We start from the raw sequence: 24,502 nt of genomic DNA on the forward strand, positions 1-24,502 counted from the left end.
GGCTTTAGCTTATTTTGTCGCTTACTGATTAATATTTTGACTCGTTAGAAAGGAGAGGAAATCGTGGTAATTATCATATTTTAAGGCTTTTAGAACATTTTTTCGGTCTGAGAAAAGTAATGAAATCATTTCAAAAATAGTGTAGAAGGTTTTTTTGTCGTGTTCGTTAATCGCAAACAAGAAAATGATGTTAACGAATTGATCGTCTCCCCAATCAATCGGGCGTTCACTGCAAATAATATACATTTTTGAGTGAATGGCATCCATTTTTATCGTGTGAGGAATCGCTATATTGTTATAGGCTGTTGAAGAGAGAGACTCTCTTGTGAGTAATTGCTGCTCAAAATTAGGTTGAGCAATGCCTTCATTAATTAAAATATCTGATACAACCTGAATCACATCAGCCTTAGTTGTTAACACCTCGTTCTTCATAAAAAAGTTAGAGTCACTGACTTGCCAGATACTTTTCTTAAATTGATCGTATCGCTTTTTTAGGAGGGCTTCTTCAATATCGAAGTAGATTTTTTTTTGATCACTTAGATTGAAGAAGGGGCTAATATTAATAATGGTTAGCTGATCATTTGCAACAAGCAAAGGGATGGTCGTGATAACAACGTCAAAATTTATCAATTCTGTTTGGTCTATTAGCCGTGTATAGACCTGCTCAATAAATAAAGAGTCGCCGAATTGTTTTTCGATTTTAGCATTCAAATCAGAGGCCAAGGTACGAATATCTGGAATAACTAAGGCTGTTAATAATTTTCGATATTTCTTATTTTCTTTGGCAAAAGCCCCGCCTAAATGTAATGCGAGGAAACCAATCTCGTCATCTGTCACGGTGTTGTTTGTTCGCTTATTGATAATATGTGCAATGGAAACCGAGAGCTCGTATACAAAAGGATGGCCTTCTTTAATACTTGTCAGCAAAGGATTTTTCAAGAAATAGGCTGTCTGGCTACGAATTAGTAAGTTGTTGATATGGACAGTAAAGGGAATTAAGAAGCCTTCATCCTCAATATCAATCACGTAAAAATCATTGAGAAAGGCCATAATTTCATCTACAATTTCAAGTGCCTCTGGTTTGACGAAGGTAACGAGGTTATCCTTTGTTATTTTTTTTTGACTAACACTAGAGGTTTTAGCTAATAATAAAAAGTACACTTCATAGACCTCATTAGGTGCGAATTTCAACCTAAGTAAAGTTTCTAAGTAGGAAACTATTTCTTCAGACATAGCAAAGATATTTGGCTCATTCAACTCGACAATAGGTGGAGCAGTTAAGCTGTGGCTACTTTTAATTCGTTCAAGCATAATCGTAAAATGAAGAATGATGCTCGTAAGAATATAGTCATCGACAAATAGATCATTCTCTTTCAGCAATTGTGACGTGAATTCCGAGATTGTTGCAACTGGGATGAGGGGAAATAATTGTTCGATAAAGGAAATATCAAGGCTACTCGTGTCATAGTCATCATATACCTGATCGATAAAAAGTCGGCGCTTATCTTTCTCAGCGCCCATTACTTCAACAAAATCACCAGTGATTGCGATGGTTAAATCATAGGTCGAAAATTCTTCCCTGATTTTATTCAAATCATTCTTTAACGTCGTTGGGCTAATAAAAAGTAGTTCTTCTAAATCAAAGACATTTAATTTATGACGCTCTCTGAGTAAGGCCAGGATTAATTGTTTACGGCGCTGCTTTAAACTTTGCAAATTAGGGCTAGCGTCCAGTTTGAAATAATTAAATACTTGTTCTTTTTGTAAGGCAGCTAACTGATAGCCCTTTTGAGATGCTGAGATAGCATCGGGAACTAATTCGTTAATTTGCTGAACATAATTTTTAATAGTTCTCTTTGAACAACCTAAATACTGAGCGAGCTCAGTGGAGGTTGTCCAGCTATTGTTAGCATCTAAAAATAAAATAACTCGCATAAATTTTTCTTCCACAGTCACTACCACCCTTTATCCCCTTAAAATGTATCTTCATTATAGCCTTTTTTAAATAAAAATAACAATTGGTAGTTGCACCGGTGCGGTGAAAAAGATGGCTGTCCCTGCTGTTGGAAAGTTGGTAAACTTAGGTTAATCAATTAGCTAGGGGGAATGAAGAATGGATAAAATAACAGTTATGTTAGTATGTGGTGGCGGTGCAAGTAGTGGTTTTTTGGCAAGTAGCATGAGAAAATCAGCGAAGAAGCAACAGCTTATTATGGAGGTTTTTGCAACAAGCGAGTCTGAGATAGACAATCATGTAGATGAGATTGATGTCTTGTTAGTTGGCCCACATTTACGTTATTTAGAGCAGGAAATTGAAGAAAAAATAGCAGGAAAAAACGTGAAACTTGCCATTATTGAAAACGATATTTATGGGGCTTTAGATGGCGAGCGAGCGGTGAAAAAAGTACTTACTATGATGGAGGAATAAAAAGATGCAGACCTTTATAGCATTAGTAAATAAGCGAGTCACACCTTTTGCAACAAAGTTATCTCGGAATAGTTGGATTGCTAGTCTACAGGATGCAATCATGAGTACACTACCTCTGACTTTGGTCGGGTCCGTGATTTCCGTTTTATCTATTTTAAATAGTTACTTTCCAAAATTTCCAGATTTAACTCCCATAAGTAGTTTTAGTTTTGGGATTATTGGCTTAGCGATTTCCTTTGTTCTGCCCGTCTATATTTTACAGCGGAAGAAGATGGACAGTAAGAAAAATCTTGCTGGTATTGCTAATGTTGGCTTATATCTGATGTTAGTTTTGGCAAAAATTAACGAGAATGGCGAACTAATTTTTGCTGGGGACAGTTTTGGTTCTGGTGGGATGTTTTTAGGGATTTTATCTGGTTATTTTACGGCAATTGTGTTTATTCTTTTGGCGAAGTTTACATTCTTCAAGGATAGTGAAGCCATTCCAGATTATATTGTATCAAGCTTTGATTCCTTTATGCCGATTTTAATTATTTTAACGATAGCGTATCTAGTTGTGTTTACCTTTAATATTAACTTTTTTGAAATTTTGACAACTATCTTGACGCCTTTAACCAATTTTGGGCAAAGCTATTTAGGGTTACTAGGATTTGTTTTTGTTACAACAATTCTATATTCCTTTGGGATCAGCCCTTGGTTACTTTACGGGTTATTCTATCCGATTCAATTAGCAGGGATTGCAGAAAATACGCAATTACTTAGTCAAGGTCTTGCAGCGACTAATATCAATACTGGTGAAGTTGTGCAAGGGCTGATTACGTTGGGCGGTATGGGGACGACCTTGCCACTCGCATTTATGCTAGTTAAAAGTAAGTCGGCTAGACTTAAAGCGATCGGTAAAGCAGGGATTGTGCCAAGTATCTTTAATATTAATGAGCCGATTGTTTTTGGAGCACCGATTATGCTGAATCCATTGTTGATGATTCCTTTTTGGTTAAATTCATTTATTAATCCAACGATTGTTTACTTTGCACTGAAAAGTGGCCTTGTGGCAACACCATCAAAAGTTTTTAATTTATGGTTTATTCCAGCGCCGATTCAGGGGGACTTAGTAAGTGGAGATTGGAAAGCAATTGTTCTATCTCTAGTCGTTTTAGCGATTGCAACGGCGATCTGGTATCCATTTTGGAAGGCCTATGATTTAGAACAACTTGAGCTAGAAGGAGAAAGTAAATGACAACTAAACTGACAAAAGACGAACTGATTCAAATTTCAATGCAAATGATTTTACATGCTGGGGATGCTCGGACTGCTCTGATGGAGGCCTATGATTTATTGGAAGAGGATCAATTGAGTGAAGCTGAGGCCAAAATGAATGAAGCAAATGAGCTATTAACAAAGGCGCATCGTTTTCAAACTAGTGTGGTTCAAAGTGAGGCCGCGGGAATAGCTGTTGAGTATTCGCCTCTTTTCAGCCATGCTCAAGACACAATGATGACAATTCATTCTCAATACATGTTGTCAAAAAAAATCTTTAAGTTATATCTCAAGAATAGTCAAAGAAAGCTAGATGAGGCCTAATATGAAAAAAATAGTCGTAGATTCTTATGAAAAAATGAGTCAATTGTGCTCGGAGTTGATTCTTGCTACTTGTCTTCAAGATAAGCGAGTTAATGTTTCTTTAACAGGTGGTAGTACGCCAAAGCGAATGTATGAACAGTTAGTTGATAGACTTGGGGAATTGTCTGATTTATCAAATGTCCACTATTATACGTTTGATGAAACACCTATCAAAAATCAAGAGGGTGAGGTAGTCGGATATGATAATTTTGATGGCCTAGCGCACTCATTTTTTGAACCAGCAGCGATTGAAGCGAGCCGAATTCATGCTATGGATGGCACTAATTTTGCGACCTTTCCTGCTGAAATTGATGAGGCGGGGGGCTTGGACATGATGGTGATTGGTATTGGAGAAGACGGTCATTTTTGTGCCAATATGCCAGAGTGTACTCTATATGATCAAGAAGTCTATCAAGTCGAATTAACGAATGAGTATCCTTGGAATGAACCTTATCAACAAAGCTTGAATGGTAATTATTCAGATTATATGTACACCTTGGGCTTACCAGCATTGTTAAAAGTAGAGAAATTAGTTTTAATTGCTGATGGGACTAGGAAGGCTGAGGCGGTAAAGCGCGCTTTGGAGGGGCCAATGACACCAGATTTTCCTTCTTCTTATTTAAGGCTTCATCCAAATTTAACGGTGATTCTTGATAAGGAAGCGGCCAAGAGTTTATCTAATTAATTGAAAAAGTTAGGACATTCGTCCTAGCTTTTTTGTTTTGTCACAATTTGGTGAGAGCCACGGCTTTAGTCTCTAATTTGCGACACTTTTTTACGATAAGCGGTTAATCAATCTCTTTATTGAGACGTTTCTTGATTGGAAATCCTTTGATTAGGGGATTTAAAAGTTGGCACGATACTTGCTTATATGTAAGGGAAGAGTGAATTACTCATTCTTGTGATTATCGTAACATGATAGAAGGAGGAAGCAACGTGAAAATTATTACGAGAGAAGAAGCTGCTAAGTTAATTAAGGACAACAGTACAGTTGCCTTGAGTGGATTTGGGTTATCGTGTGTGAATGAAGAGACCTTGATCGGAATGGAAGAACGATTTTTGACTGAAGGGCATCCAAAAAACTTAACAGTGATGCATGCGAGTGCTGTAGGGAATCGAAGAGATAAAGGAATGAGTCATTTAGGTCATGAGGGCTTAATCAAGCGCTGGATTGGGGGGATTGCCATTGCTTCGCCTAAATTGGCTGAGTTGATTAGTGAAAATAAATGTGAGGCCTACAATTTACCTCAAGGGGTCATTACGCAGTTGTATCGTGAAATAGCTGCTAAACGCCCAGGGGTTATTACTAAAATTGGCATGGGAACCTTTGTTGACCCTCGTGTAGAAGGCGCAAGAATGTCTGAAAAAAGTGTCGATGATCTTGTGAAATTAACAACAATAGATGGCGAAGACTGGCTCTATTATCCATCATTTCCATTAGATGTGGGCTTGATTCGAGGAACAATTGTTGACGAACATGGAAATCTATCATTGAAAAAGGAAGGGCTACATATGGAAGTCCTGCCAATTGCTCAAGCGGTAAGAAACTCAGGCGGCATTATTATCGCTCAGGCTGAGACAGTTGTTGCTGGTGGTTCTATTAATCCAAAAGATGTCCACGTTCCGGGCATTTTAGTTGACTATGTGGTTGTTTCTTCACCAGAAAATCATTATCAAACAGAAAATACTCAGTATAATCCAGCCTTTTCAGGTGAAGTTAAAGTCCCTTTAAATGCGGTACCGGAAATGCCTTTAGATGAGCGTAAGGTTATTTCACGCCGCGCGGCAATGGAGCTAATTCCTGGTACGATTCTAAATTTAGGAGTGGGTATTCCAGCTAGTGTGGGTGCAATTGCTGCTGAGGAAGAAGTTAGCGATCAATTGATTTTAACGACAGAAGCGGGCTCAATTGGTGGTGTCCCTGCTGATATTAAAGATTTTGGGTTTGCCTACAATAGTGAAATGATTGTGGATCATCATTCACAGTTTGATTTTTATGACGGCGGTGGTTTGGATCTATCTGTCTTAGGCTTGGCGCAAACAGATCAGTATGGGAATGTTAATGTTAGTAAATTTGGCAATCGGGTCGCTGGCTGTGGTGGCTTTATTAATATCTCTCAGACGTCGAAAACGCTAATTTTTGCTGGTACTTTTACAGCTGGCGGGTTAGAAGTTAATGTCGCTGAAGGAAAGTTGACTATCCTTAAGGAAGGGAAGCATAAAAAGTTCCTTAAAAAGGTGGAGCAAATTACTTTCAGTGGTAAGTACGCATCAGAGAAAGAGCAAAATGTGTTGTATGTAACTGAACGTGCAGTCTTTAAATTAGAAGAAGGGCAGCTCGTGCTTATTGAAATCGCACCAGGTATTGACTTGGAAAAAGATATTTTAGCACAGATGGATTTTTCGCCGATTATTTCTGATAAGTTAACAACAATGTCAAATGATCTATTTCAAGAGCACTGGGGTAAATTAAAAGACCTCATTAAAGAAAAAGCATAAGGGAGGTAGCGAGGGTGAGTCAGAAAATAAATAGGTGGCAAGTATTATTTGCTTCAATGGCCATATTATTATGTACAGGGGCAGTGTATGCCTTTAGTGTTTTTGCTGGACCGTTGAGCCAGTTAAAAGGGTGGAGTATGGGAGAAATTATGACGGCTTTTACCATTAATGCCGCAATTGGCCCAATTCCTAATATTTTAGGTGGTTATTTTACGGATAAAGGCTGGGCGAAGTGGACGATCCTGTTTGGTGGTTTATTGTTTGGTGCTGGTTTTTTCTTAACGAGCATGGCGACTTCCACGACGATGCTTTATCTGAGTTATGGCGTGATAGCAGGCCTAGGACAAGGCTTTGCGTATTCTGGTTGTTTAAGTAACACCATTCGTTTATTTCCTGATAAACGAGGGTTAGCCTCTGGATTAATCACCGCTGGGATGGGTGGAGCAGCTATTATTGCAGCTCCTATTGCCAATGCGTTGATCGAAAGTCAAGATGTTTTGGCTGCTTTTAAATGGATGGGACTTGTCTATATCGCCGTAACGCTTGTAGCTAGTCTTTTCTTGAGAAATGCACCTGCTAACTATGTGCCAGAAGGGTGGGTACCTCCACAAACTGAAGGGCCAAAATTAATTAACAAGGATTGGAAGCAAATGCTTCAAACGGTTGAGTTTTATTTGATTATTGCTATGCTTGGGGTAGGGGCATTTTCAGGCTTGATGATCGCGTCCAATGCCTCTGTCATTGGCCAAGGTATGTTTGCCTTATCTGCTAAAACAGCTGCTCTGATAGTCAGTGTTTATTCTTTAAGTAATTGTCTAGGACGAGTTGTTTGGGGAGCTGTATCAGATAAGATAGGACGCACTAAAGTGTTGCTAATCATTTATAGCGTTGTTGCAGGTTCATTGTTGATTTTGGCAACTATTTCTGGCACCTTTGGATTTGTTATTGGCATCATTGGTTTAGGCCTATGCTTCGGTGGTGTGATGGGAGTCTTTCCGTCAATTGTAATGGAGAATTATGGTCCAGTGAATCAGGGGGTGAATTATGGCATTGTGTTTGCCGGTTATTCAGTGGCGGCTTTCTTTGCACCAAAAGTAGCGGCAAATATGGCAGCAGCAAATTCAGGTGATTTTACTAAAGCCTTTTATGTGGCCATTGCTCTAGCAGTTGTTGGACTTATCTTAGATATTGTTTATATAAATAAAAAGAAAGTAGGAAAATAAAATGAGTAAATTTACGGAGATGTTTAATATTGACTACCCAATTTTTCAAGGAGGAATGGCACAAATTGCCCGGTATGAATTGGCTAGTGCGGTGTCTAATGCGGGGGGGTTAGGAATTTTAGCTTCAGGTGGGTTATCTGCTGAGCAGTTGCGCGAACAGATTGTGGCGTGTAAAGAACGGACTGATAAGCCATTTGCTGTCAATTTGATGTTGATGATGCCTAATATACCAGAATTAATTGAGGTTCTGATTGAAGAAGGAGTCAAGGTAGTTACGACAGGAGCGGGCACACCTAAGCCTTATATGGAGACACTAAAAAAAGCGGGAGTTAAAGTCGTTTCAGTGATTCCTTCTGTTAAATTGGCTAAAAAAATGGAGGAACTTGGAGTTGACGCACTTGTTGCTGAGGGAACAGAAGCAGGGGGCCATGTTGGTGAAACGACGACGATGGCATTGGTTCCACAAGTAGTACAAGCTGTTTCGATACCAGTTATTGCAGCAGGTGGTATTGCAGATGGACATGGAGTTGCTGCGGCTTTTGCCTTAGGAGCCCAAGGGGTTCAACTTGGGACCCTGTTTTTAGCGGCAGAAGAATGTCCTGTTCCAGATAGCTTTAAGCAAGCTGTTTTGAAAGCAGATGATACGTCGACAATGGTGACTGGACGCCGCAGTGGCGCACCTGTTAGAAGTATTAAAAATCCGATGATTCAAAAATATCAAGAATTAGAGTTTGCGAATGCCTCTAGAGATGAGTTAGAAGCATTGACTTTGGGTTCGTTGCGAAAAGCAGTCTATGAAGGTGATGTGGAAAATGGTTCTGTGATGGCAGGCCAAATCTCTGGTATGATCACTGACATTCGTCCAGCTAAAGAGATGATTGAGCAATTGGTGACAGAAGCCAATCAAGTGATTGCCTCATTAAATCCGATTGTTTAGCCTATTAAGTATACTTAGGAAAATGATTAGGACAGGGGGCTAGATGTTTATTAGATAGTGAGAATGAGGCCAGTTTGTTATAATAAGTGTAGTGGGAATACTAGTTAAGAGGGCTGTTCCTCTTAATGGGATAGGGGAAAATGAATGTTTAATCTTTTAGACGAAATTATCAGTCAAACTATTAAAAAAAATGCACCTGCAACACTTTTTGTAACAGACTCTCAAGGAAATGTCTTGTTATCAAATACGTTTACAGCTCTGACTTTAGGACTGAGTTTGGAGGAGTTATTACGAGCTAATGTCCATGATTTAGTGAAGCAAGGTTTTTATGAAGAGTCCTCGACATTGGAGGCCATGAGAACGAAACAGCCTGTTACGAAAGTGATTGCGACTAATCGCGGCTATAATGTTAAATCAACCTCGGTGCCAATTCTTTATCAAGACGGAACGGTCCATCTAGTTGTGACAATGTCAGATGAATCTGATTTTCTAAAAATTGATACTAGAGAAGGGGTACAGGTCAAAAAAGAATTGAGTGTTGCCTATGAGAAAGACCAACAGCCAGTTGAGATTATCATGGAAAGTCCCGCTATGAAGCAGATTGTTAGTGTCTGTCAGCAAGTGGCTCTCTATGATAGCAAAATATTGCTATACGGTGAAAGCGGCACAGGAAAAGGCGTTCTTTCAAAGTATATTCATGAGAAAAGTCCTCAAAATGGCGGAGCATTTGTTTCTGTCAACTGTGGCGCTATTCCTAAAGATTTATTTGAATCTGAGTTTTTTGGTTTTGAAAAAGGGGCCTTTACAGGTGCGACAGAGGAAAAGGTTGGCTTACTTGAGGCCGTTAATAATGGCACTCTCTTTTTAGATGAAATTTCTGAGTTACCACTGGAGATGCAGACAAAGCTCCTTCAAGTAATTGAAAGTGGTGATGTTCGCCGAATTGGCTCGGTTACTAGTCATAAAGTTCATTTTCGCTTGATTTGTGCAACGAATAGAGATTTGGGACAGATGGTGGCTGAGGGGACGTTTAGAAAGGACTTGTATTATCGTATCAATGTCCTGCCAATTCAGTTGCCGCCTTTGAGAGAACGGCCGGAAGACATTGTTGGTCTCGTCCATAAATACGTCGCTCAATTTAATCAGGAGTATGGTAAAAATTATGTCGTTTCAGCGACTGAAATGCGTAAAATGTTGATAAATCCGTGGCTTGGGAATACCCGTGAATTGCGTAATTATGTGGAACGCTTAATCATATTAGGAGACACTCATTCGATAGAAGAAGGTAATCAATCAGATTTTTTGCTAGATCTTTATCTAGAGACTCTTGAGGACTATACCTACAAAGAGATAATGGGGCATGTGGAGAAGCTAGTGATTGAAAAAGCTTTAGATCGGCATCAACAGCAGGTAAATCCGGCAGCCGAGCAGTTAGGGATTCATCGCTCAGTTTTATATAAAAAGCTGAAAAAAGTGCAAGAGTAAAAAAATAGTTAATTATAAACAGGCTTTCGGAGTGCTTTTTGAGCAAGCCGAAAGCTTGTTTATGATTAATAGAGTCACCTGTGCAAGACATTTCGCTTAAATAAATCTTTGTTTGAATGGTCTTCGTAATACTTTTTGGCATAGGTACATAAATATTCGCACAATAACTGACTGTTAATGCTAATATGTTCAATAGGTTGGCCAGTTGGCTTATTTGGTGGAATAAAGCGCGGCTCTTCTCCAGAATGAATCGTAAAATAAAGATTATCGTACTTTATTTTACCAGTCAATGCAGCATCACCTTGATGTAATAAGAGACAGCGCAATTTATAGCAGGCATAACCATTAAATTTATGAAGCATAACATCCATATCATGGAGGGGTTCGAGGCTAGGCGTTTGTTGGGCGCAATGAAAGTCTTCGTATTTGTGGACGTGATTATTGTACCAGTTGCGGTATCGATAACCGACATTTTTCTCATCGGGATCTTCGATTTGACTACAGATATCTGGCAAAGTTAGTGCTAGAGCTAAGGCTGGTAGCGGGCAATTTTTGGCAGTGGCATCTTGAATAACTTCAATAATTTTTAGCATATATTTACCTTTCGTAAACTAATTTGGAAATATATCAATGTCTCAATAGTTTGATTATTTAGATAAAATTTGGTTATCTGTCTATTTTTAAGTGTACAGGATAAACCAAATTTTGGGTAGCCTATCTCATTAATCGTAAAATTGTTTGTTATTTCCTTTGTAAAGTAGTACCATTAAGTTAAATTAGTTGGTACTAATTTTAAAGGGACAAAATTGACTTAGCTCACGGATTATTTTATGAAATAATAAAAGAGGATAGGTGTAAAAATGGTTAAACGATTATTAAGTTGTTCAACAAGTGAGATTGAAAAAATGAGTAGTGCGGATTTAAAGCAAGCAATTTTAGCATCGGAAGGTCGGACAATTTGTACAGAAACAGTTGTAATGGCGGCGCCAGTTGCGAATGATATTACGAACGCCGAGGTTGCCAGAGCATATGGAGCTGACTTGATTTTATTGAATGGTTTCGACTGTCTGAATCCGATTATCATGGGATTGCCTGGTATGATTTTCTTTGAAGAGGTGGCAACAGCTCTTAAGTCTGGAGCAACAGGAAATCCAATAGCGGACTTAAAAAAGTTAGTTGGTAGACCGATTGGGGCGAATCTTGAGCCTGTTGATCTGGAAGCGAAGATGGCCGAAGAATTATTAGTGATTCCTGAAGGGCGGATGTGTTCTGAAAAAACGTTGAAAGAATGTGAAAAATTGGGGTTAGATTTTATTTGTCTAACAGGTAATCCAGGAACAGGTGTGACAAACAAAGAAATTGCTAAAGCGATAGTGTTAGCTAAAAAGCATTTTTCTGGCTTGATCATAGCAGGAAAAATGCACGGCGCAGGTGTTGCTGAACCAGTTGCCTCTCTTGAAGCCGTTAAGGAATTTACCAGTGCTGGAGCGGATATTATTTTATTTCCAGCAGTAGGGACTGTTCCAGGCTTTACTGATAGTGAGTTGATTGAGGCGGTAAAATTTGCTAAAAGTGAAGGGGCTTTAACGATGTCGGCGATCGGCACAAGTCAAGAGAGCGCGGATCAAGAAACAGTGAAGCAGATTGCTTTGAGAAATAAGATTTGCGGGGTAGACATTCAGCACATTGGTGACGCTGGTTACGGGGGAATGGCACCGGCAGAAAATATTTATGCGATGTCCCTTGCAATAAGAGGGATGCGCCATACGATGAACCGCATTTCGCGTTCGATCACTCGTTAATCACAGAGAGTTGCGGTGTTTGCCAACAGTTGGGCGCTACCAACTTATCTGAAAGTAATTACTAGTAAATGGAGGAGTTGTTTCTTGGCTAAGTATCATGACATTGCAGCCTTGCTGGCGCAACAAATTGTTGAGGGGGATTATCGTGAAAGCGGGAAGTTGCCGACTGAAAAAGAGATGATGGCTCATTTTCAAGCGAGTAGAAACACAATTAGAAGTGCCATCACTTTATTAACGGATCAAGGCTATACTTATCAGGTTCGTGGAAGTGGTATTTATATTAAGGAAATTAATTTTGATAATAGTGTAAATTTGAATTTGGTGAAAGGGTTGACTAGTGAATTCCGAGAAACGGTCAATCAATCTAAAATGCTTGAGCTTAGAACTCTTGAAGCAGATGCTGAGCAGGCTCTTCTTTTAGGATGTGCAGTTGGAACACCGTTATATTACGTTAAGCGAATTCGTTTTTTAGATAAAGAACCAATTCGTGTAGAGATGACCTATTACCGAAAGGATATTATTCCGTATTTAGGTAAGGAAATTGTCGAGCAGTCAATTTATACTTATATCACAGAGAATTTAGGGTTACGGATTGGATTCTCAGATCGGCAAATTTCTGCTGAGTACCTATCTCAGGAAAATGCAACATATTTGAAACTTCCAGTCAATGCTCCTAGTCTGACTATTAGAGAAAAAACATATCTTAGTAATGGTCAATTATTTGCTAGTGCAACAGGCATTCTTCATTTTGAAAAGGTGACCTTGTTTGCAAGTGGCAAAGTCTACGGGTGAATGCAACTAATATGAGAACTCATTTTAAGGAAAGTTGTTCCTTTGAATGAGTTTTTATTTTTTTCAAAAAAGACGCCAAATTTGTTATTAGTTTTTTATCTCGAAATCTGATAAAGTTAAAGAGAACTGAAAAAATAACGCGAGGAGCGATTAGCAAATGAAGTCAAAAGCAGCTGTAGCATTTGGTCCAGGTGAGCCTTTAAAGATTGTTGAAATAGATGTAGCCGCGCCCAAAAAAGGGGAAGTATTGGTGAAGATTGCCTACACCTCTGTTTGCCATACTGATGCCTTCACTCTATCTGGTGATGATCCGGAAGGAGTTTTCCCAGCAGTTTTAGGTCATGAAGGTGGCGGAATTGTTGTTGAAGTAGGAGAAGGGGTGACATCGGTCCGACCTGGGGATCATGTTATTCCGCTGTATACTGCTGAGTGTGGTGAGTGCGAGTTTTGTTTATCTGGTAAGACTAACCTCTGTAGTGCGGTTAGAGAGACTCAAGGAAAAGGGCTGATGCCTGATGGTACAACTCGCTTTAGTTACCAAGGTGAGCCAGTTTATCATTATATGGGGACGAGTACCTTCAGTGAGTACACAGTCTTACCTGAGATTTCATTGGCTAAAATTAATCCAGAAGCGCCTTTAGAAAAGATGTGTTTACTTGGCTGTGGTGTGACGACAGGAATTGGTGCGGTTCATAATACTGCGAAAGTAGAGGCAGGAGCGACAGTTGCAGTGTTCGGTTTGGGGGCGATTGGATTAGCAGTCATCCAAGGGGCTGTCCAAGCTCAAGCAAAACGGATTATCGCAATTGATTTAAATGAAGACAAGTTCCAATTAGCGAAGGAGATGGGGGCAACTGATTTCCTTAATCCTAAGGACTATCAACAACCAATTCAAGAGGTCATCGTTGAGCTAACTAAGGGTGGCGTTGATTATAGTTTTGAATGTATTGGAAATGTTGACGTGATGCGTTCGGCCCTTGAGTGTTGTCATAAAGGGTGGGGTGAAAGTATTATTATTGGCGTAGCAGGTGCTGGTAAAGAGATTTCAACTCGTCCTTTCCAGTTGGTGACAGGCCGCGTCTGGCGTGGATCGGCTTTTGGTGGTGTCAAAGGTCGCTCACAATTACCAGGAATGGTAGAGGATGCAATGACAGGCAAGATTGATATAGAGCCATTTATAACACAAACGTTACCTTTTGAATCGATTAATGAGGCCTTTGAGTTACTTCATGCTGGCCAAGCGATTCGAACGGTTTTATCCTATGGAGGTCAACATGAAACAAACGCTTGAATTAATCGATAGTCACAAGTCTTTTGGTGGAGAGCAACGTAAATACCGTCATTATTCTGAAACATTAAAGTCAGAAATGACCTTTAGTTTGTATTTGCCACCTGTTGAGACAGCAACTCCTCTGGTTTGGTGGTTATCTGGTCTGACCTGTACAGATGATAATTTTTCGCAAAAAGCAGGCTTTCAAAAATATGCGGCTGAACTAGGTTTAGCTGTTGCAATGCCTGATACGTCTCCTCGAGGAGGGGACGTGCCGGATAGTGATGGCTGGGATTTAGGACAGGGAGCAGGCTTTTACCTGAATGCCACTACAGAACCTTGGAAAGAAAATTATCAGATGGCTAGCTATATCTTGACGGAACTGTCAGTAATTGTTCAAGAGTTAATTCCTAATTTTTCTGGCAAGGAATCAATTTTAGGCCACTCAATGGGCGGACATGGTGCTTTGGTTCTTGGTTTGAGAGAGGCTAAGCGCTTTTCGGCTATTTCAGCTTTTGCGCCAATTTTGACCCCATCTGATGTACCTTGGGGGATTAAGGCTTTTACTCATTATTTAGGTGACAACCAAAATGACTGGCAAGAGTGGGATGCAACTGCGTTATTAAGCCGATCAGAGGTGACCCCTCCGATCCTAATTTTTCAAGGAGATCAGGATCAATTCTTGGCTGAACAATTGGTTTCTACTAAGTTTTTGACAGTTGCTGAAACTAAGCCAGAGGTTCATTATGAATTGAAAGCAGGCTATGATCATAGCTATTACTCCATTGGAACATTTATTGAGGCACATTTACGTTTTCATGCTAATCTGTTAAATAATTAAAAGAATAGTTCTAATTTCTACTGATAGATTGGTAGAAATTAGGGCTATTTATTTTGCTAATTATTGTTTATAATTAATTTAAGGTATTGTGAATTTTATAACTAGTGAAGGAGGCAAGAGAATGAGACGGAAAGAAAGAGCTTTGACGGATTTAGGTGACATCCAGCAAGTAGTAGCGGACTGTCAGGTGCTTAGAATTGCCATGAAAGGGGATGAGTACCCGTATATTGTACCCGTAAATTTTGGGTATGTTTGGCAAGGCGAGACGGTGATTTTTTATGTACATGGCGCGAGACAAGGCAAGAAGTTGACCTTGATTCAACAAAATAGACATGTAGCAGTAGAGTTGGATACAGATCATGAGCTGATTTCAGGTGGAGAGCGTCCAGATAAATATTCTTATAGTTATCGCAGTTTTATCGGATATGGTCAGGCTGAACTAATTCAGGATATAGAGGAAAAGCGTCAGGCGTTGATATTACTTTTAGATCATTCGGTTGGAGAAAAAGAGTTCGCTCCGATGCCAGATAGGATGGTTGCAGGCACGTCAATCATAAAAATTACGGTAAAGGATTATACGGTTAAACAAAATCAGCCAAAGTAGCTCCTTCAACACAGTCGCATAAGTCATTTAATTATTATGAATGACTTATGCGACTGTGTTTTTCTGTTGGCTTGATTTAAAGCGGAAGAAATAGAAATTAGTCAAGGAGTACAGAGTGGCTTTTTATTCTCTAAACACTTGATAGTAAAAGATGTCAAAGCACTTTTACATCTATAAGAGTTGAATGACCAAGAGAAGTGATTGTATAGTAGAGGCAGTAATTACTACAATGAAAGTCAGGGGATTATATGAGTATTGGTGAAAAAATTAGACGAAAGAGACTTGCTTTAAATCTGACACAAGAGGAGGTGGCGGAAAAGATATTTGTGTCTAGGCAGTCTATTTCCAATTGGGAAAATGATAAAACGATGCCGGATATAGAAAGTCTTATTCGAATTTCAAAGCTTTTAGGATTTTCCTTAGATCATTTATTAGTGGAGGGATCAGCAATTGTGAAAGACATCAAGATGAAAACTGATTTGGCGCATTCGCGGAAAATGAGTATTGTTGCAGCCGTGGTTAACTTATTAATTATTGGAGGGATGCAATTTATTGGACGAAAACCGGCTATCGCTATCACCCTGTTAATGGTTGCGGTGCTTTTTAATGGCTTTGGCACGATGTTCTATTTTAATCAGCGTATTAAAGTATTAGAAAGCTGTGAATTGGACAAGGAGAAAGATAGTACGATTAGATTAGTTGTCATTTTTGTCGTAATAAGCTTCATTTTGTTAATTTTTATAAATGCGATGGGGTATTTATAGTGTATTTAAGTATGAGCAGTCAATTAATCAAAGTGATTAATTGAAAAAGATTAAGAGATTTTATTAGTGAGGCCATTTTGCTAGTTATGAGAAAAAAAGTTGAATTTTTTACCATTTGATTAGGATGAGTAAGACCAGAGGTGCTATAATTAAGGAAAGGAGGCGGTTACAATGAGTGGACGATATAAACATATTTTAGTGGCGGTAGATGGCTCTAAGCAATCTGAAAAAGCTTTTCAAGAAGCATTAGAACTAGCAAAAGAAAACCGAGCGGCGTTGTTTGTGGCCTGCATCATCAATGAAGTAGAAGTAGCATATAGTGCCTATGCTTACACGAAAATTTTAGCGGAAGAAAAGGCATATGTTGAACAAGAGATGTTGAAAAAAATTCACGATGCAAAAGCGTTTGGTATTAAGGAGATAAAAGCGATTGTTGAGTTAGGTAATCATAAAGAGTATCTAACTAAAATTATTCCCGAGGCCTATCCGATTGACCTGATTGTTATTGGTGCAACTGGCAAGGGGGCTATTCAAAAATTTACTGTGGGCTCAACGACTGATTATGTCGTCAATCATGCGCCTTGTAATGTCATAGTGGTTAAGTAAAGAATGCGTCGTCATTAGTAGAATCAAGCTAATGACGAGGCGTTTTTATTATTTTTTATAGAGTAATTTGTTCGCCCTAATTTTATTGGGAGTAACACCGAATTCTTTTTTGTAGAGACGATAGAAGTAACTGACATCGTCATACCCTAATGCTTTCGCAATATCACTAATCTTATTAGTGGTATGGATAATTTTTTCGTTAGCGTGCTTCATTCGTTGGTGATGACAATATTGATTAAAGCTGACTCCAATCTCTTTTTGAAAGAGTTGGCCAAGATAGGCTGAGTTCATATTGAACTGATCTGCTAATAGCTTTAGCGAGTGATGGGCACTTAAATCAGTGTCGATTAGTTTGATAATTCGTTGAATGACGGGCGAATAGCTGACCTCAGCCGCATTCATTTTCAGCATTAACGTGTGTATTTTAGTTAATAAGAAGGTAATTATTTGACTAGTAGTTTGTTGTTCAGTGATGGTTTCCATTAATGAGCGTAGTTCGCTAACTTCATCTGTAGTTGTAATCCCTAAATCGGAAGAAATCCGGTGAAGCATCAAGCCGATGCCGATTGTCATATTTTGAATGTCAACGGGGCCAAATCTGGAATCAATAATATGTTGTTCAAGTGTCTGCATTTTTTTCTCGATATTGTGATAATTATTGTCATGGATCAGATGGGCTAATTCATCTTGGGTCATGATTTTCTCAGTAAATTGGTAGTCTTTCTTAATATCATCTTCGGTAATAAATTGCCCAAAGCCAAACACTAAACTATAGGGTTGAAGTTTTTTTGCCAATTCATAGGAGCGATGAATCTCGCTAATTGTTTCAACCGCTGAACCAAATGTTACGAATACATCTGGCAATAGTTTACTACTCAAAATAACGTGTTTGATAGCTTCTATTGACGCAATTTCTGGGTTGTAAATCAGACCTAGCTCTTCTGTTGAGAGGTTGATACGTTCAACGACAGGCAATTTCTTTTCCAACGAGCGTAGCAATTGTTGTTTCTCATCAACAGAGCTACCTTCGATAAAAGTAATGGTGGCGACGGCCAACTTTTCCCAATTTTTAAAGGGTCTTAGTAGTTCCTCCCAATTTTGTGTATCGTCAATTGAAAGACCTTGTTGGAGTAAACGTCTGAGAAAATTATCCTTGAATATTTCTCGTTCATTAGAGGTCCAAAGCTGTTTGGTGAGGCGCTCATTCATTATTTTTTTGATTGTAGCCGTAATAGTCGTAATGAGTTCACTTTGATTAATGGGTTTGATCAAGTAGTTTTCAATTCCAAGCAGAATCCCCTCTTTTGCGTAGTCAAAATCATCGTAGCTACTGACGATAATCGATTTGAACGGGATAGATGTTTGTTTCAGTTGATTAATAAGCTCGAGTCCACTAATTCCAGGCATTCGTATGTCAGATAGGACGATGGCTGGCTTGAACTCATAGAAACGTCTGATTGCTTCTTCGCCTGAGTTGGCCGTTACGATAGTTGTTAAGCCAATATCGGTCTCTTCAAGTAGTTGTTTGATTCCTTGAAGAATTAATTTTTCATCATCGACTATTAAGATATTCATCTTAGATCCCCTCCTGTTGAATCGGAATTCGCAAGGTAACAGTGACTCCTTGCCAATCATTTATTCCTACCATCACGCCGTAGGCCATTCCAAAAAGTTCTTTAATTCTAAAATTAACGTTTAATAAGCCCATTGAGTCACTCGATTCGATGGCATTATTTTCTAATTGGGTTTGAATCTCAGGTAAACGATTTGAAGAAATACCTTGACCGTTATCCTTCACTATAATTAATAGGTCATCTTTATCTTTTTCACACGTAATTTCAATAAAATTATTGTCTTTGCTGGAGTCAATTCCGTGAACAATGTAGTTTTCAATCAGAGGTTGGATGGATAATTTTTCAATTTGAACTGATGCTACCTCCTCGTCAAAGGAAATATCATAAAATAAATTATCTTCAAATCGAATTTCAAATAGACGTAAATAAGCGTTACAAAAACTGAGCTCCTCACTAAGGGAAATCAATTCTTTTCCCTTAATCATGTTTTTGTATAATCGTGAAGTATTATAAAGCATTTCAGAGACATCCGTATCATGGTTAATAATGGCTTTCATGCGAATCGCTTCAAGTGTGTTATACAAAAAATGAGGATTGATTTGAGAACGCAGGGTCTTCATTTGATAATTTTTTTGCTTGATTTCACTGACATAAACGTCGTCAATATAACGTTTGAGCTGATCAGACATTTCATCTAAGCCATCGAGTATCAGATTGAATTCGTCAGGGCTATTGCTTGTATTATTGTCACTTGACTCAAAATTACCATGCTGAATCGCGGTCATTTTATGAGAGATTGCCATGATCTTACTTTCTAGATTTCGCAAATGGTGAATAATAAAAGGCAATGAAATCAAGATAATTAGGACAGTAATTAGGCAAAAGTAGACATAGAGATGACTAACTGCGGTCCCTAATTTTTTGGGATCTTGCTTGCTCAGCAATTGATACGTTGACGTGAGATTTTCTTGCTGAATAGTTGGTAAACTTTCGTAATCCTCAGCAGAATCAGTCCCATAAAGCAGTTGCTTGTCGTCTAATAAAAAAAGCTCTCCAGCTGAGTCTTTATTTTGAGTTTCAAGAGAGGTATAAATGGCTTTATTATCAAAAAGATAGTACATATCTGCGACTGTTTCGAGAGTAGACGGGTTATTTAAGGTTTTATGAAAGGCAAGTAATTGTTCGTCTGTTGTTTGATTGGTCAAAATTAGTTGATTAATGTCTGTCGTCGTGAGTACTTTATCGGGTAGTTCTAGTTTCTTACGTTCTAAAAAATCCGCGGTATCACTAGAAAAAATAGTTAAAGCGTGAGTCTCACGATTATGAAAAATAATGCGGCTACAGCTTGGATAGGAATAAAATATTTTTTTGATAAAAGTTAACGTACCAAAATAATTGGACGATTCACTGCTCATATACTGGGTTGTTTTGTATTCAAAATAATCACTGTATTCAAGAGTTAAAAAATTATCGAGGTCTTCTAAGTAGGGTTGTTGGATAAAAAGTTCAGTGGTAAGAGTATCTACGATATTTTGTTCCTTGATGACTTCTGTTTTTAATGTGACATAGTTATTTGCCAAGATAGACGCTTTTTCTTGTTTGATACTTAATACGTAGGAGTGAAAGACAAAAAATAAAATCGTAATGACACCAATAATAATAAATAGATACTGCTTGAACATTCGCCTAAAGGCTTGTAGTTTGAAAATATTAAATTTTTCAAGAGTTTGTTGAAAGCTCATCTTGTTCAGTCCTTTGTTGAGTTTTTCCTATGGTTATTCTATCAGCTAAAGCCAAATAATCAAAACTGATAAAGAGATAAGCGTAGCCGCTGAACGTGAAGAGAAGTAGGCTGGCTGGAAATTCGTTAACTATTAGTAAGCTGAAAACCGTGTATAGTAAGCTTAACCCATGTAAAAGTGGTTTAGAAAAAAGCAAGACGATGAGATTGCTCATAGTTGTTTTAAACGGTTGACGGAATAAGGCTATCTCTAAACTGACGAAGGGAATGGCAAGTAAGCAGCTTAATCGCAGGACAAAATAAACTGGTGCCAAAATGGTTAAGCTCGGGACTAAAACAAATAGCAGATGGTCGAAGCTTAAGAAAAATAATAGCAATTGAATGAGGTAAAGAGGTAGTACTTCTTTAGAAAAACTTTTTTTAAAGGTTAGGATAAATAACCGATAAATACCTAATTCTTGCCGATCAACGACTGCAAAGGTTGCCCTGAATAAGGCGATTAGCGAGGGCGCTAAAGTGATACTGGCGAGCAATAGTAACCAAGGATATTCTAAACTGGTTATACCTAATGTGACACATACTATTACTAGTGGGAGGTTCGCTAATAGAAATAGTCCATTTAGTAAAAGAATGTGGATTAATAAGTGAAGAAGTGACGTGACATCATGTGGAAATTGTTTAGACATAATGATTGGAACCCCTTTCTTTTTAACGCGGAAAAATAAGAGTCAGCGCTTACTTATCAATATAAATGACTTCATTATAAAAGTCTACGAGATGAAGAATCTACAGAAAAGTTAACTATAATTCATACAATAAATCTAAAATTTTACCAATTGAGGAAGCGATTTCTTTTAGGTATGCTTAATTCAACAAGACGAGGAGGCAAGCAATATGGAAATCAGTTCAGCAACAAATAAGACTAAGAAAGAGGGCAAGTTTAAAGAGAAGTGGAAACGGTTTAGCAAAAATAAAGAGCTGTTTATCTTATCGGTTCCAGGAATCATTTGGTTTGCGATTTTTTCTTACTTACCCATGTTTGCTATATTTGTCGCATTTAAACGGTTTAGATTACATGGTAATTTTTTTGAAAGTTTTATGCAGAGTGAATGGGTAGGGTTTGAAAATTTTAATTTTCTATTCAAAAGTGGTGACGCTTCCTTGATTATTCGTAATACAGTGGGGTATAACGTTCTTTTCATTTTATTAGGCATTATCATTCCTTTGGCAATGGCCTTGATGCTAAATGAAATTTTCAGTAAGCAATTATCAAAACTGTATCAAAGTGTCTTATTTATTCCGTATTTTTTATCGATGGTGGTGGTTAGTTACATCGTTTTTGCTTTTTTGGACCCGACAGGTGGGTATGTTAATGGGCTGTTAAAAATAGTTGGAATGAAGCCTATTCAATTTTATATGGAGCCGAAGTATTGGCCCTTCATACTGACGCTTGTATCAATTTGGAAAACAATGGGCTATAACATGATTATTTATTTGGCAGCTATTTGTGGGTTCGATAAGTCTTATTATGAGGCGGCAATGCTTGATGGTGCGAGTAAATGGCAGCAGATTAAGCACATAACCTTACCAATGTTAAGACCGGTTATTGTTATTTTATTGATATTAGCAGTCGGCGGTATTTTTAGATCAGATTTTGGCTTATTTTACCAAGTACCAAAGGATTCTGGTGCTTTAATTCCTGTGACACAAACAGTTGATACGTATATCTATCGGGGGTTAGCGACGATGGGGGATATTGGTCTATCGGCTGCAGGCGGATTATTGCAATCTGTGGTTGGCTTTGCTTTAGTACTGTTAACTAATGGAATTGTTAAGAAGATTGACAAAGGACAAAGTCTATTTTAGAAAGAGAGGATACGTAGTATGGAAGAAAAAAAACAAGCAACATTAGGCGAATCCCTTAATCGTTTTGGACGAGTGAGTCGGAAATCTAATATAGTTATTACCTGCTTTTTAGGAATTATTACTTTATTGAGCGTGATTCCTTTTATTTTGGTGGTCATTATCTCTTTTACGGATTCGGCGACCATTCAAAAAACTGGGTATCGGTTTATTCCAGATAAATGGAGTTTAGAGGCGTATCGAATAATTTTTGAAGATGGGGCTGTGTTTAAATCATTTGGAACCACTATTTTTGTGACGGCGATGGGAACGATTATTGGGGTCTTTTTAATGTCGACCTTCGCGTACACATTGTCACGGAAAAATTATGCTTATCGAGGCTTCTTATCCAAATATTCGATTATGCCAATGTTATTTAGTGGCGGTATTATTGGAAATTATATTGTGATAGTTAACATTTTGGGATTGCGAAATTCGATCTGGTCGTTGATTTTGCCACTATGCATGAGTACCTTTTCGATCATGATTCTCAGAACTTTTTATCAGATGTCGGTGCCAGAGGCTCTGATTGAGTCGGCTTATATGGATGGGGCAAGTGAGTGGACAATTTATTTTAGAATAATTTTACCGTTATCATTGCCGGGATTGGCGACTATCGCGCTGTTCCTGACTCTTGGGTATTGGAATGATTGGTTCAGTGCGTTACTATATATCGACAGTAATAAAATTGTTCCCTTACAATATTTGCTGATGAAGATGGAAACAAATATTGAGTTTATTGCTAATAATGCGGGGAAAATGGGAATGACTGCGAGTAATTCATTGCCGACTGAAACAATAAAAATGGCAGTGGTAGTACTATCGACGGCGCCAATTCTAATTGCGTATCCTTTTTTCCAAAAGTATTTTATTGGTGGATTGACGGTTGGAGCGGTCAAAGAGTAGCTGTGGGTTAACTAGATGAGTGTAAGGTGTCATCTAATAAAATATATTGGAGGTTTCACAGATGGTTAAAGGTAAAAAAGTTATTGGGGTCGCGTTACTTCTGGCGATGGTTTTACTAGTGGTTGGATGTGGTAAAAAAGAAGCGAAGAAAGACGCGTCTGGGACGGTTAATTTGACGTGGTATTTGACGGGGATTCCGCAAAAGGATATAGATAAGGTTAATGAGGCAGTTAACGAGTATACGAAAGAGAAATATGATGTGACGGTGACGCTTAATCAGATTGATTGGGGAGAGTATGATCAAAAGATGAGTGCGCTGGTTAATGCAGGAGAGACCTTTGATTTGGCTTTTACGGCATCTTGGCTAGGTGGGTTTAATTATCTGACGAATGCACGTAAAGGAGGCTTTTTAGATATAACAGAATACTTGGATGGCGCTAATTCAACTTTAAAAGAGTCTCTCGATAATAAGTTTTGGCAGGGAGCGGAAATTGATGGGAAGGTCTATGTAGTACCAACTCAAAAAGAAATTGCGGCAACTGAATTTTTTGTCTTCAATAAAGAGCTAGTCGATAAATACAAAGTTCCTTATGAAGAGATTAAAACGTATGATGATTTGGAGCCTTGGCTGAAAAAAATTAAAGAGGGAGAAGGGATTTTCCCTTGGTATATGTCGGAAGGCTATAAAAATCCCTATGAATTTGATGAGCTAAATACGTCTGTCGGGATTAATTTGGAAGGTGATCAGAATAAGATCACTGATTACTTTTTTGAGGCACCTTATTTAGAACGAGTGAAAAAAGTTCGCAAGTTTATGGAGGCTGGTTATATCAATGAAAATGCGGCCTTAGCTAAGCAGACGGATATTGTTGGAAAAGATTGGTTTGTGACCTCAACGGTTATGGGGCCACTGGATACAGCAACAGTGGAAGATCAAGTCAAAAAACCAGTTGTTGTGACTCAAATGACTGATTCAATCGTCACGAATGCTTCAGCCGTTGGTTCAGGAACCGTAGTTGGGGCTAATTCTGCACATCCGAAAGAAGCGATGAAATTATTAGAAGCTGTAAATACAGATCCAGTATTAATGAATTTAATGGCTTACGGAATTGAAGGCACGCACTACGAAAAAACAGGTGACGACACGATTAAGTGGTTAGATGCTCATAGTAACTATACGATGCCTTATTATATGTTTGGTAGTTATTTCAATTTATATCACGCTGAGGGTGCTCAAACAGATGAATGGGATATTTTGAAAGAATACAATACAACGGCAACCCCTTCGCCTGCCCTAGGATTTAACTTTGATACAACCAGTGTGTCAACTCAAATTGCAGCATTAAATAACGTTCAAGAAGAATTTAAAAATTTAATTAATACTGGTTCAGTTGACCCAGAAGAAAACTTGAAAAAGATGGAAACAAAGATGAAGGCTGCTGGTTTGGATGATGTTGTAAAGGAAATGCAGGCACAGTACGATCAATGGAAAAAATAAATTAACAGAA

23 protein-coding genes are annotated in these 24,502 nt (G+C 38.3%); 18 read left to right on the forward strand and 5 right to left on the reverse strand.

Translation table 11 applies throughout. The features are described from left to right. Positions 1 to 21: 21 nt before the first annotated feature. The gene (locus AC5KOD_RS16605) at positions 22 to 1,962 is read right to left on the reverse strand and encodes a BglG family transcription antiterminator (protein WP_496915696.1); all 1,941 of its coding nucleotides are present in this window, start codon (positions 1,960 to 1,962) and stop codon (positions 22 to 24) included. 151 nt (positions 1,963 to 2,113) lie between these two features. Here AC5KOD_RS16605 and AC5KOD_RS16610 point away from each other — a divergent pair, with 151 nt between their 5' ends. The 8 genes from AC5KOD_RS16610 (at position 2,114) to AC5KOD_RS16645 (ending at position 10,192) form a co-directional block, all read left to right on the forward strand. Next, positions 2,114 to 2,428, forward strand: coding sequence for a PTS sugar transporter subunit IIB (locus AC5KOD_RS16610; RefSeq protein ID WP_496915697.1), 315 nt, complete (start codon positions 2,114 to 2,116; stop codon positions 2,426 to 2,428). Between the two features lie 4 nt (positions 2,429 to 2,432). Continuing rightward, complete coding sequence (locus AC5KOD_RS16615) at positions 2,433 to 3,665, forward strand: PTS sugar transporter subunit IIC (RefSeq protein WP_496915698.1); 1,233 nt, start codon at positions 2,433 to 2,435, stop codon at positions 3,663 to 3,665. Next, positions 3,662 to 4,009, forward strand: coding sequence for a PTS sugar transporter subunit IIA (locus AC5KOD_RS16620; RefSeq protein WP_496915699.1), 348 nt, complete (start codon positions 3,662 to 3,664; stop codon positions 4,007 to 4,009). Before AC5KOD_RS16615 ends, AC5KOD_RS16620 begins: the two co-directional genes overlap by 4 nt. A gap of 1 nt (position 4,010) precedes the next feature. Beyond that, on the forward strand, positions 4,011 to 4,733 hold the full coding sequence (locus tag AC5KOD_RS16625; protein WP_496915700.1) for a 6-phosphogluconolactonase: 723 nt from the start codon (positions 4,011 to 4,013) through the stop codon (positions 4,731 to 4,733). Between the two features lie 251 nt (positions 4,734 to 4,984). Then, positions 4,985 to 6,547 carry an acyl CoA:acetate/3-ketoacid CoA transferase gene (locus AC5KOD_RS16630; protein WP_496915701.1) on the forward strand — a complete coding sequence of 521 codons (1,563 nt, stop codon included), beginning with the start codon at positions 4,985 to 4,987 and terminating at the stop codon, positions 6,545 to 6,547. Between the two features lie 14 nt (positions 6,548 to 6,561). Continuing rightward, positions 6,562 to 7,770 (forward strand): L-lactate MFS transporter, encoded by a 1,209-nt coding sequence (locus AC5KOD_RS16635; RefSeq protein ID WP_496915702.1) that lies wholly within the window; start codon positions 6,562 to 6,564, stop codon positions 7,768 to 7,770. A 1-nt stretch (position 7,771) separates the two neighbouring features. Next, positions 7,772 to 8,707 (forward strand): DUF561 domain-containing protein, encoded by a 936-nt coding sequence (locus tag AC5KOD_RS16640; RefSeq protein WP_496915703.1) that lies wholly within the window; start codon positions 7,772 to 7,774, stop codon positions 8,705 to 8,707. Positions 8,708 to 8,851: 144 nt separating this feature from the next. Next, positions 8,852 to 10,192 carry a sigma-54 interaction domain-containing protein gene (locus tag AC5KOD_RS16645; protein WP_496915704.1) on the forward strand — a complete coding sequence of 447 codons (1,341 nt, stop codon included), beginning with the start codon at positions 8,852 to 8,854 and terminating at the stop codon, positions 10,190 to 10,192. A 74-nt stretch (positions 10,193 to 10,266) separates the two neighbouring features. Here the strand turns inward: AC5KOD_RS16645 and AC5KOD_RS16650 are convergent, their stop codons facing one another. After that, positions 10,267 to 10,785: a hypothetical protein gene (locus AC5KOD_RS16650; protein WP_496915705.1), complete on the reverse strand. Its 519-nt coding sequence runs from the start codon at positions 10,783 to 10,785 to the stop codon at positions 10,267 to 10,269. Positions 10,786 to 11,052: 267 nt separating this feature from the next. Between AC5KOD_RS16650 and AC5KOD_RS16655 the strand changes: the two genes are divergently transcribed. The 7 genes from AC5KOD_RS16655 to AC5KOD_RS16685 all read left to right on the forward strand — a co-directional run bounded on the left by AC5KOD_RS16655 (position 11,053) and on the right by AC5KOD_RS16685 (position 16,871). After that, a complete protein-coding gene (locus AC5KOD_RS16655) occupies positions 11,053 to 11,994 on the forward strand; it encodes a DUF7916 family protein (RefSeq protein WP_496915706.1) in 942 nt (313 codons plus the stop codon). A gap of 84 nt (positions 11,995 to 12,078) precedes the next feature. Beyond that, entirely contained in the window at positions 12,079 to 12,786 is a 708-nt protein-coding gene (locus AC5KOD_RS16660) for a GntR family transcriptional regulator (protein ID WP_496915707.1), read from the forward strand. A gap of 157 nt (positions 12,787 to 12,943) precedes the next feature. Next, a complete protein-coding gene (locus AC5KOD_RS16665; protein ID WP_496915708.1) occupies positions 12,944 to 14,077 on the forward strand; it encodes an S-(hydroxymethyl)glutathione dehydrogenase/class III alcohol dehydrogenase in 1,134 nt (377 codons plus the stop codon). Continuing rightward, entirely contained in the window at positions 14,061 to 14,897 is an 837-nt protein-coding gene (gene fghA / locus AC5KOD_RS16670) for an S-formylglutathione hydrolase (RefSeq protein WP_496915709.1), read from the forward strand. The genes AC5KOD_RS16665 and fghA overlap by 17 nt, the downstream gene beginning before the upstream one ends. 121 nt (positions 14,898 to 15,018) lie before the next feature. Further along, on the forward strand, positions 15,019 to 15,501 hold the full coding sequence (locus AC5KOD_RS16675) for a pyridoxamine 5'-phosphate oxidase family protein (protein ID WP_496915710.1): 483 nt from the start codon (positions 15,019 to 15,021) through the stop codon (positions 15,499 to 15,501). Between the two features lie 248 nt (positions 15,502 to 15,749). Next, positions 15,750 to 16,265 (forward strand): helix-turn-helix domain-containing protein, encoded by a 516-nt coding sequence (locus AC5KOD_RS16680; RefSeq protein ID WP_496915711.1) that lies wholly within the window; start codon positions 15,750 to 15,752, stop codon positions 16,263 to 16,265. Between the two features lie 171 nt (positions 16,266 to 16,436). Continuing rightward, entirely contained in the window at positions 16,437 to 16,871 is a 435-nt protein-coding gene (locus AC5KOD_RS16685; RefSeq protein ID WP_496915712.1) for a universal stress protein, read from the forward strand. A 48-nt stretch (positions 16,872 to 16,919) separates the two neighbouring features. Here AC5KOD_RS16685 and AC5KOD_RS16690 read toward each other — a convergent pair whose 3' ends face one another. Genes AC5KOD_RS16690 through AC5KOD_RS16700 form a run of 3 tightly spaced genes read right to left on the reverse strand, consistent with a single transcriptional unit; the run spans position 16,920 to position 20,872 of the window. Continuing rightward, on the reverse strand, positions 16,920 to 18,446 hold the full coding sequence (locus AC5KOD_RS16690; RefSeq protein ID WP_496915713.1) for a response regulator transcription factor: 1,527 nt from the start codon (positions 18,444 to 18,446) through the stop codon (positions 16,920 to 16,922). 1 nt (position 18,447) lies between these two features. After that, positions 18,448 to 20,187 (reverse strand): sensor histidine kinase, encoded by a 1,740-nt coding sequence (locus AC5KOD_RS16695; RefSeq protein ID WP_496915714.1) that lies wholly within the window; start codon positions 20,185 to 20,187, stop codon positions 18,448 to 18,450. After that, positions 20,165 to 20,872 carry a DUF624 domain-containing protein gene (locus AC5KOD_RS16700; protein WP_496915715.1) on the reverse strand — a complete coding sequence of 236 codons (708 nt, stop codon included), beginning with the start codon at positions 20,870 to 20,872 and terminating at the stop codon, positions 20,165 to 20,167. The genes AC5KOD_RS16695 and AC5KOD_RS16700 overlap by 23 nt, the downstream gene beginning before the upstream one ends. 208 nt (positions 20,873 to 21,080) lie before the next feature. Here AC5KOD_RS16700 and AC5KOD_RS16705 point away from each other — a divergent pair, with 208 nt between their 5' ends. The 3 genes from AC5KOD_RS16705 (at position 21,081) to AC5KOD_RS16715 (ending at position 24,492) form a co-directional block, all read left to right on the forward strand. Next, complete coding sequence (locus AC5KOD_RS16705; RefSeq protein ID WP_496915716.1) at positions 21,081 to 22,052, forward strand: ABC transporter permease; 972 nt, start codon at positions 21,081 to 21,083, stop codon at positions 22,050 to 22,052. A gap of 18 nt (positions 22,053 to 22,070) precedes the next feature. Continuing rightward, a complete protein-coding gene (locus tag AC5KOD_RS16710) occupies positions 22,071 to 22,994 on the forward strand; it encodes a carbohydrate ABC transporter permease (protein ID WP_496915717.1) in 924 nt (307 codons plus the stop codon). A gap of 61 nt (positions 22,995 to 23,055) precedes the next feature. Further along, positions 23,056 to 24,492 (forward strand): ABC transporter substrate-binding protein, encoded by a 1,437-nt coding sequence (locus AC5KOD_RS16715; RefSeq protein ID WP_496915718.1) that lies wholly within the window; start codon positions 23,056 to 23,058, stop codon positions 24,490 to 24,492. Positions 24,493 to 24,502: the final 10 nt, after the last annotated feature.

It is taken from the genome of Vagococcus sp. WN80Y (genome assembly GCF_059621045.1).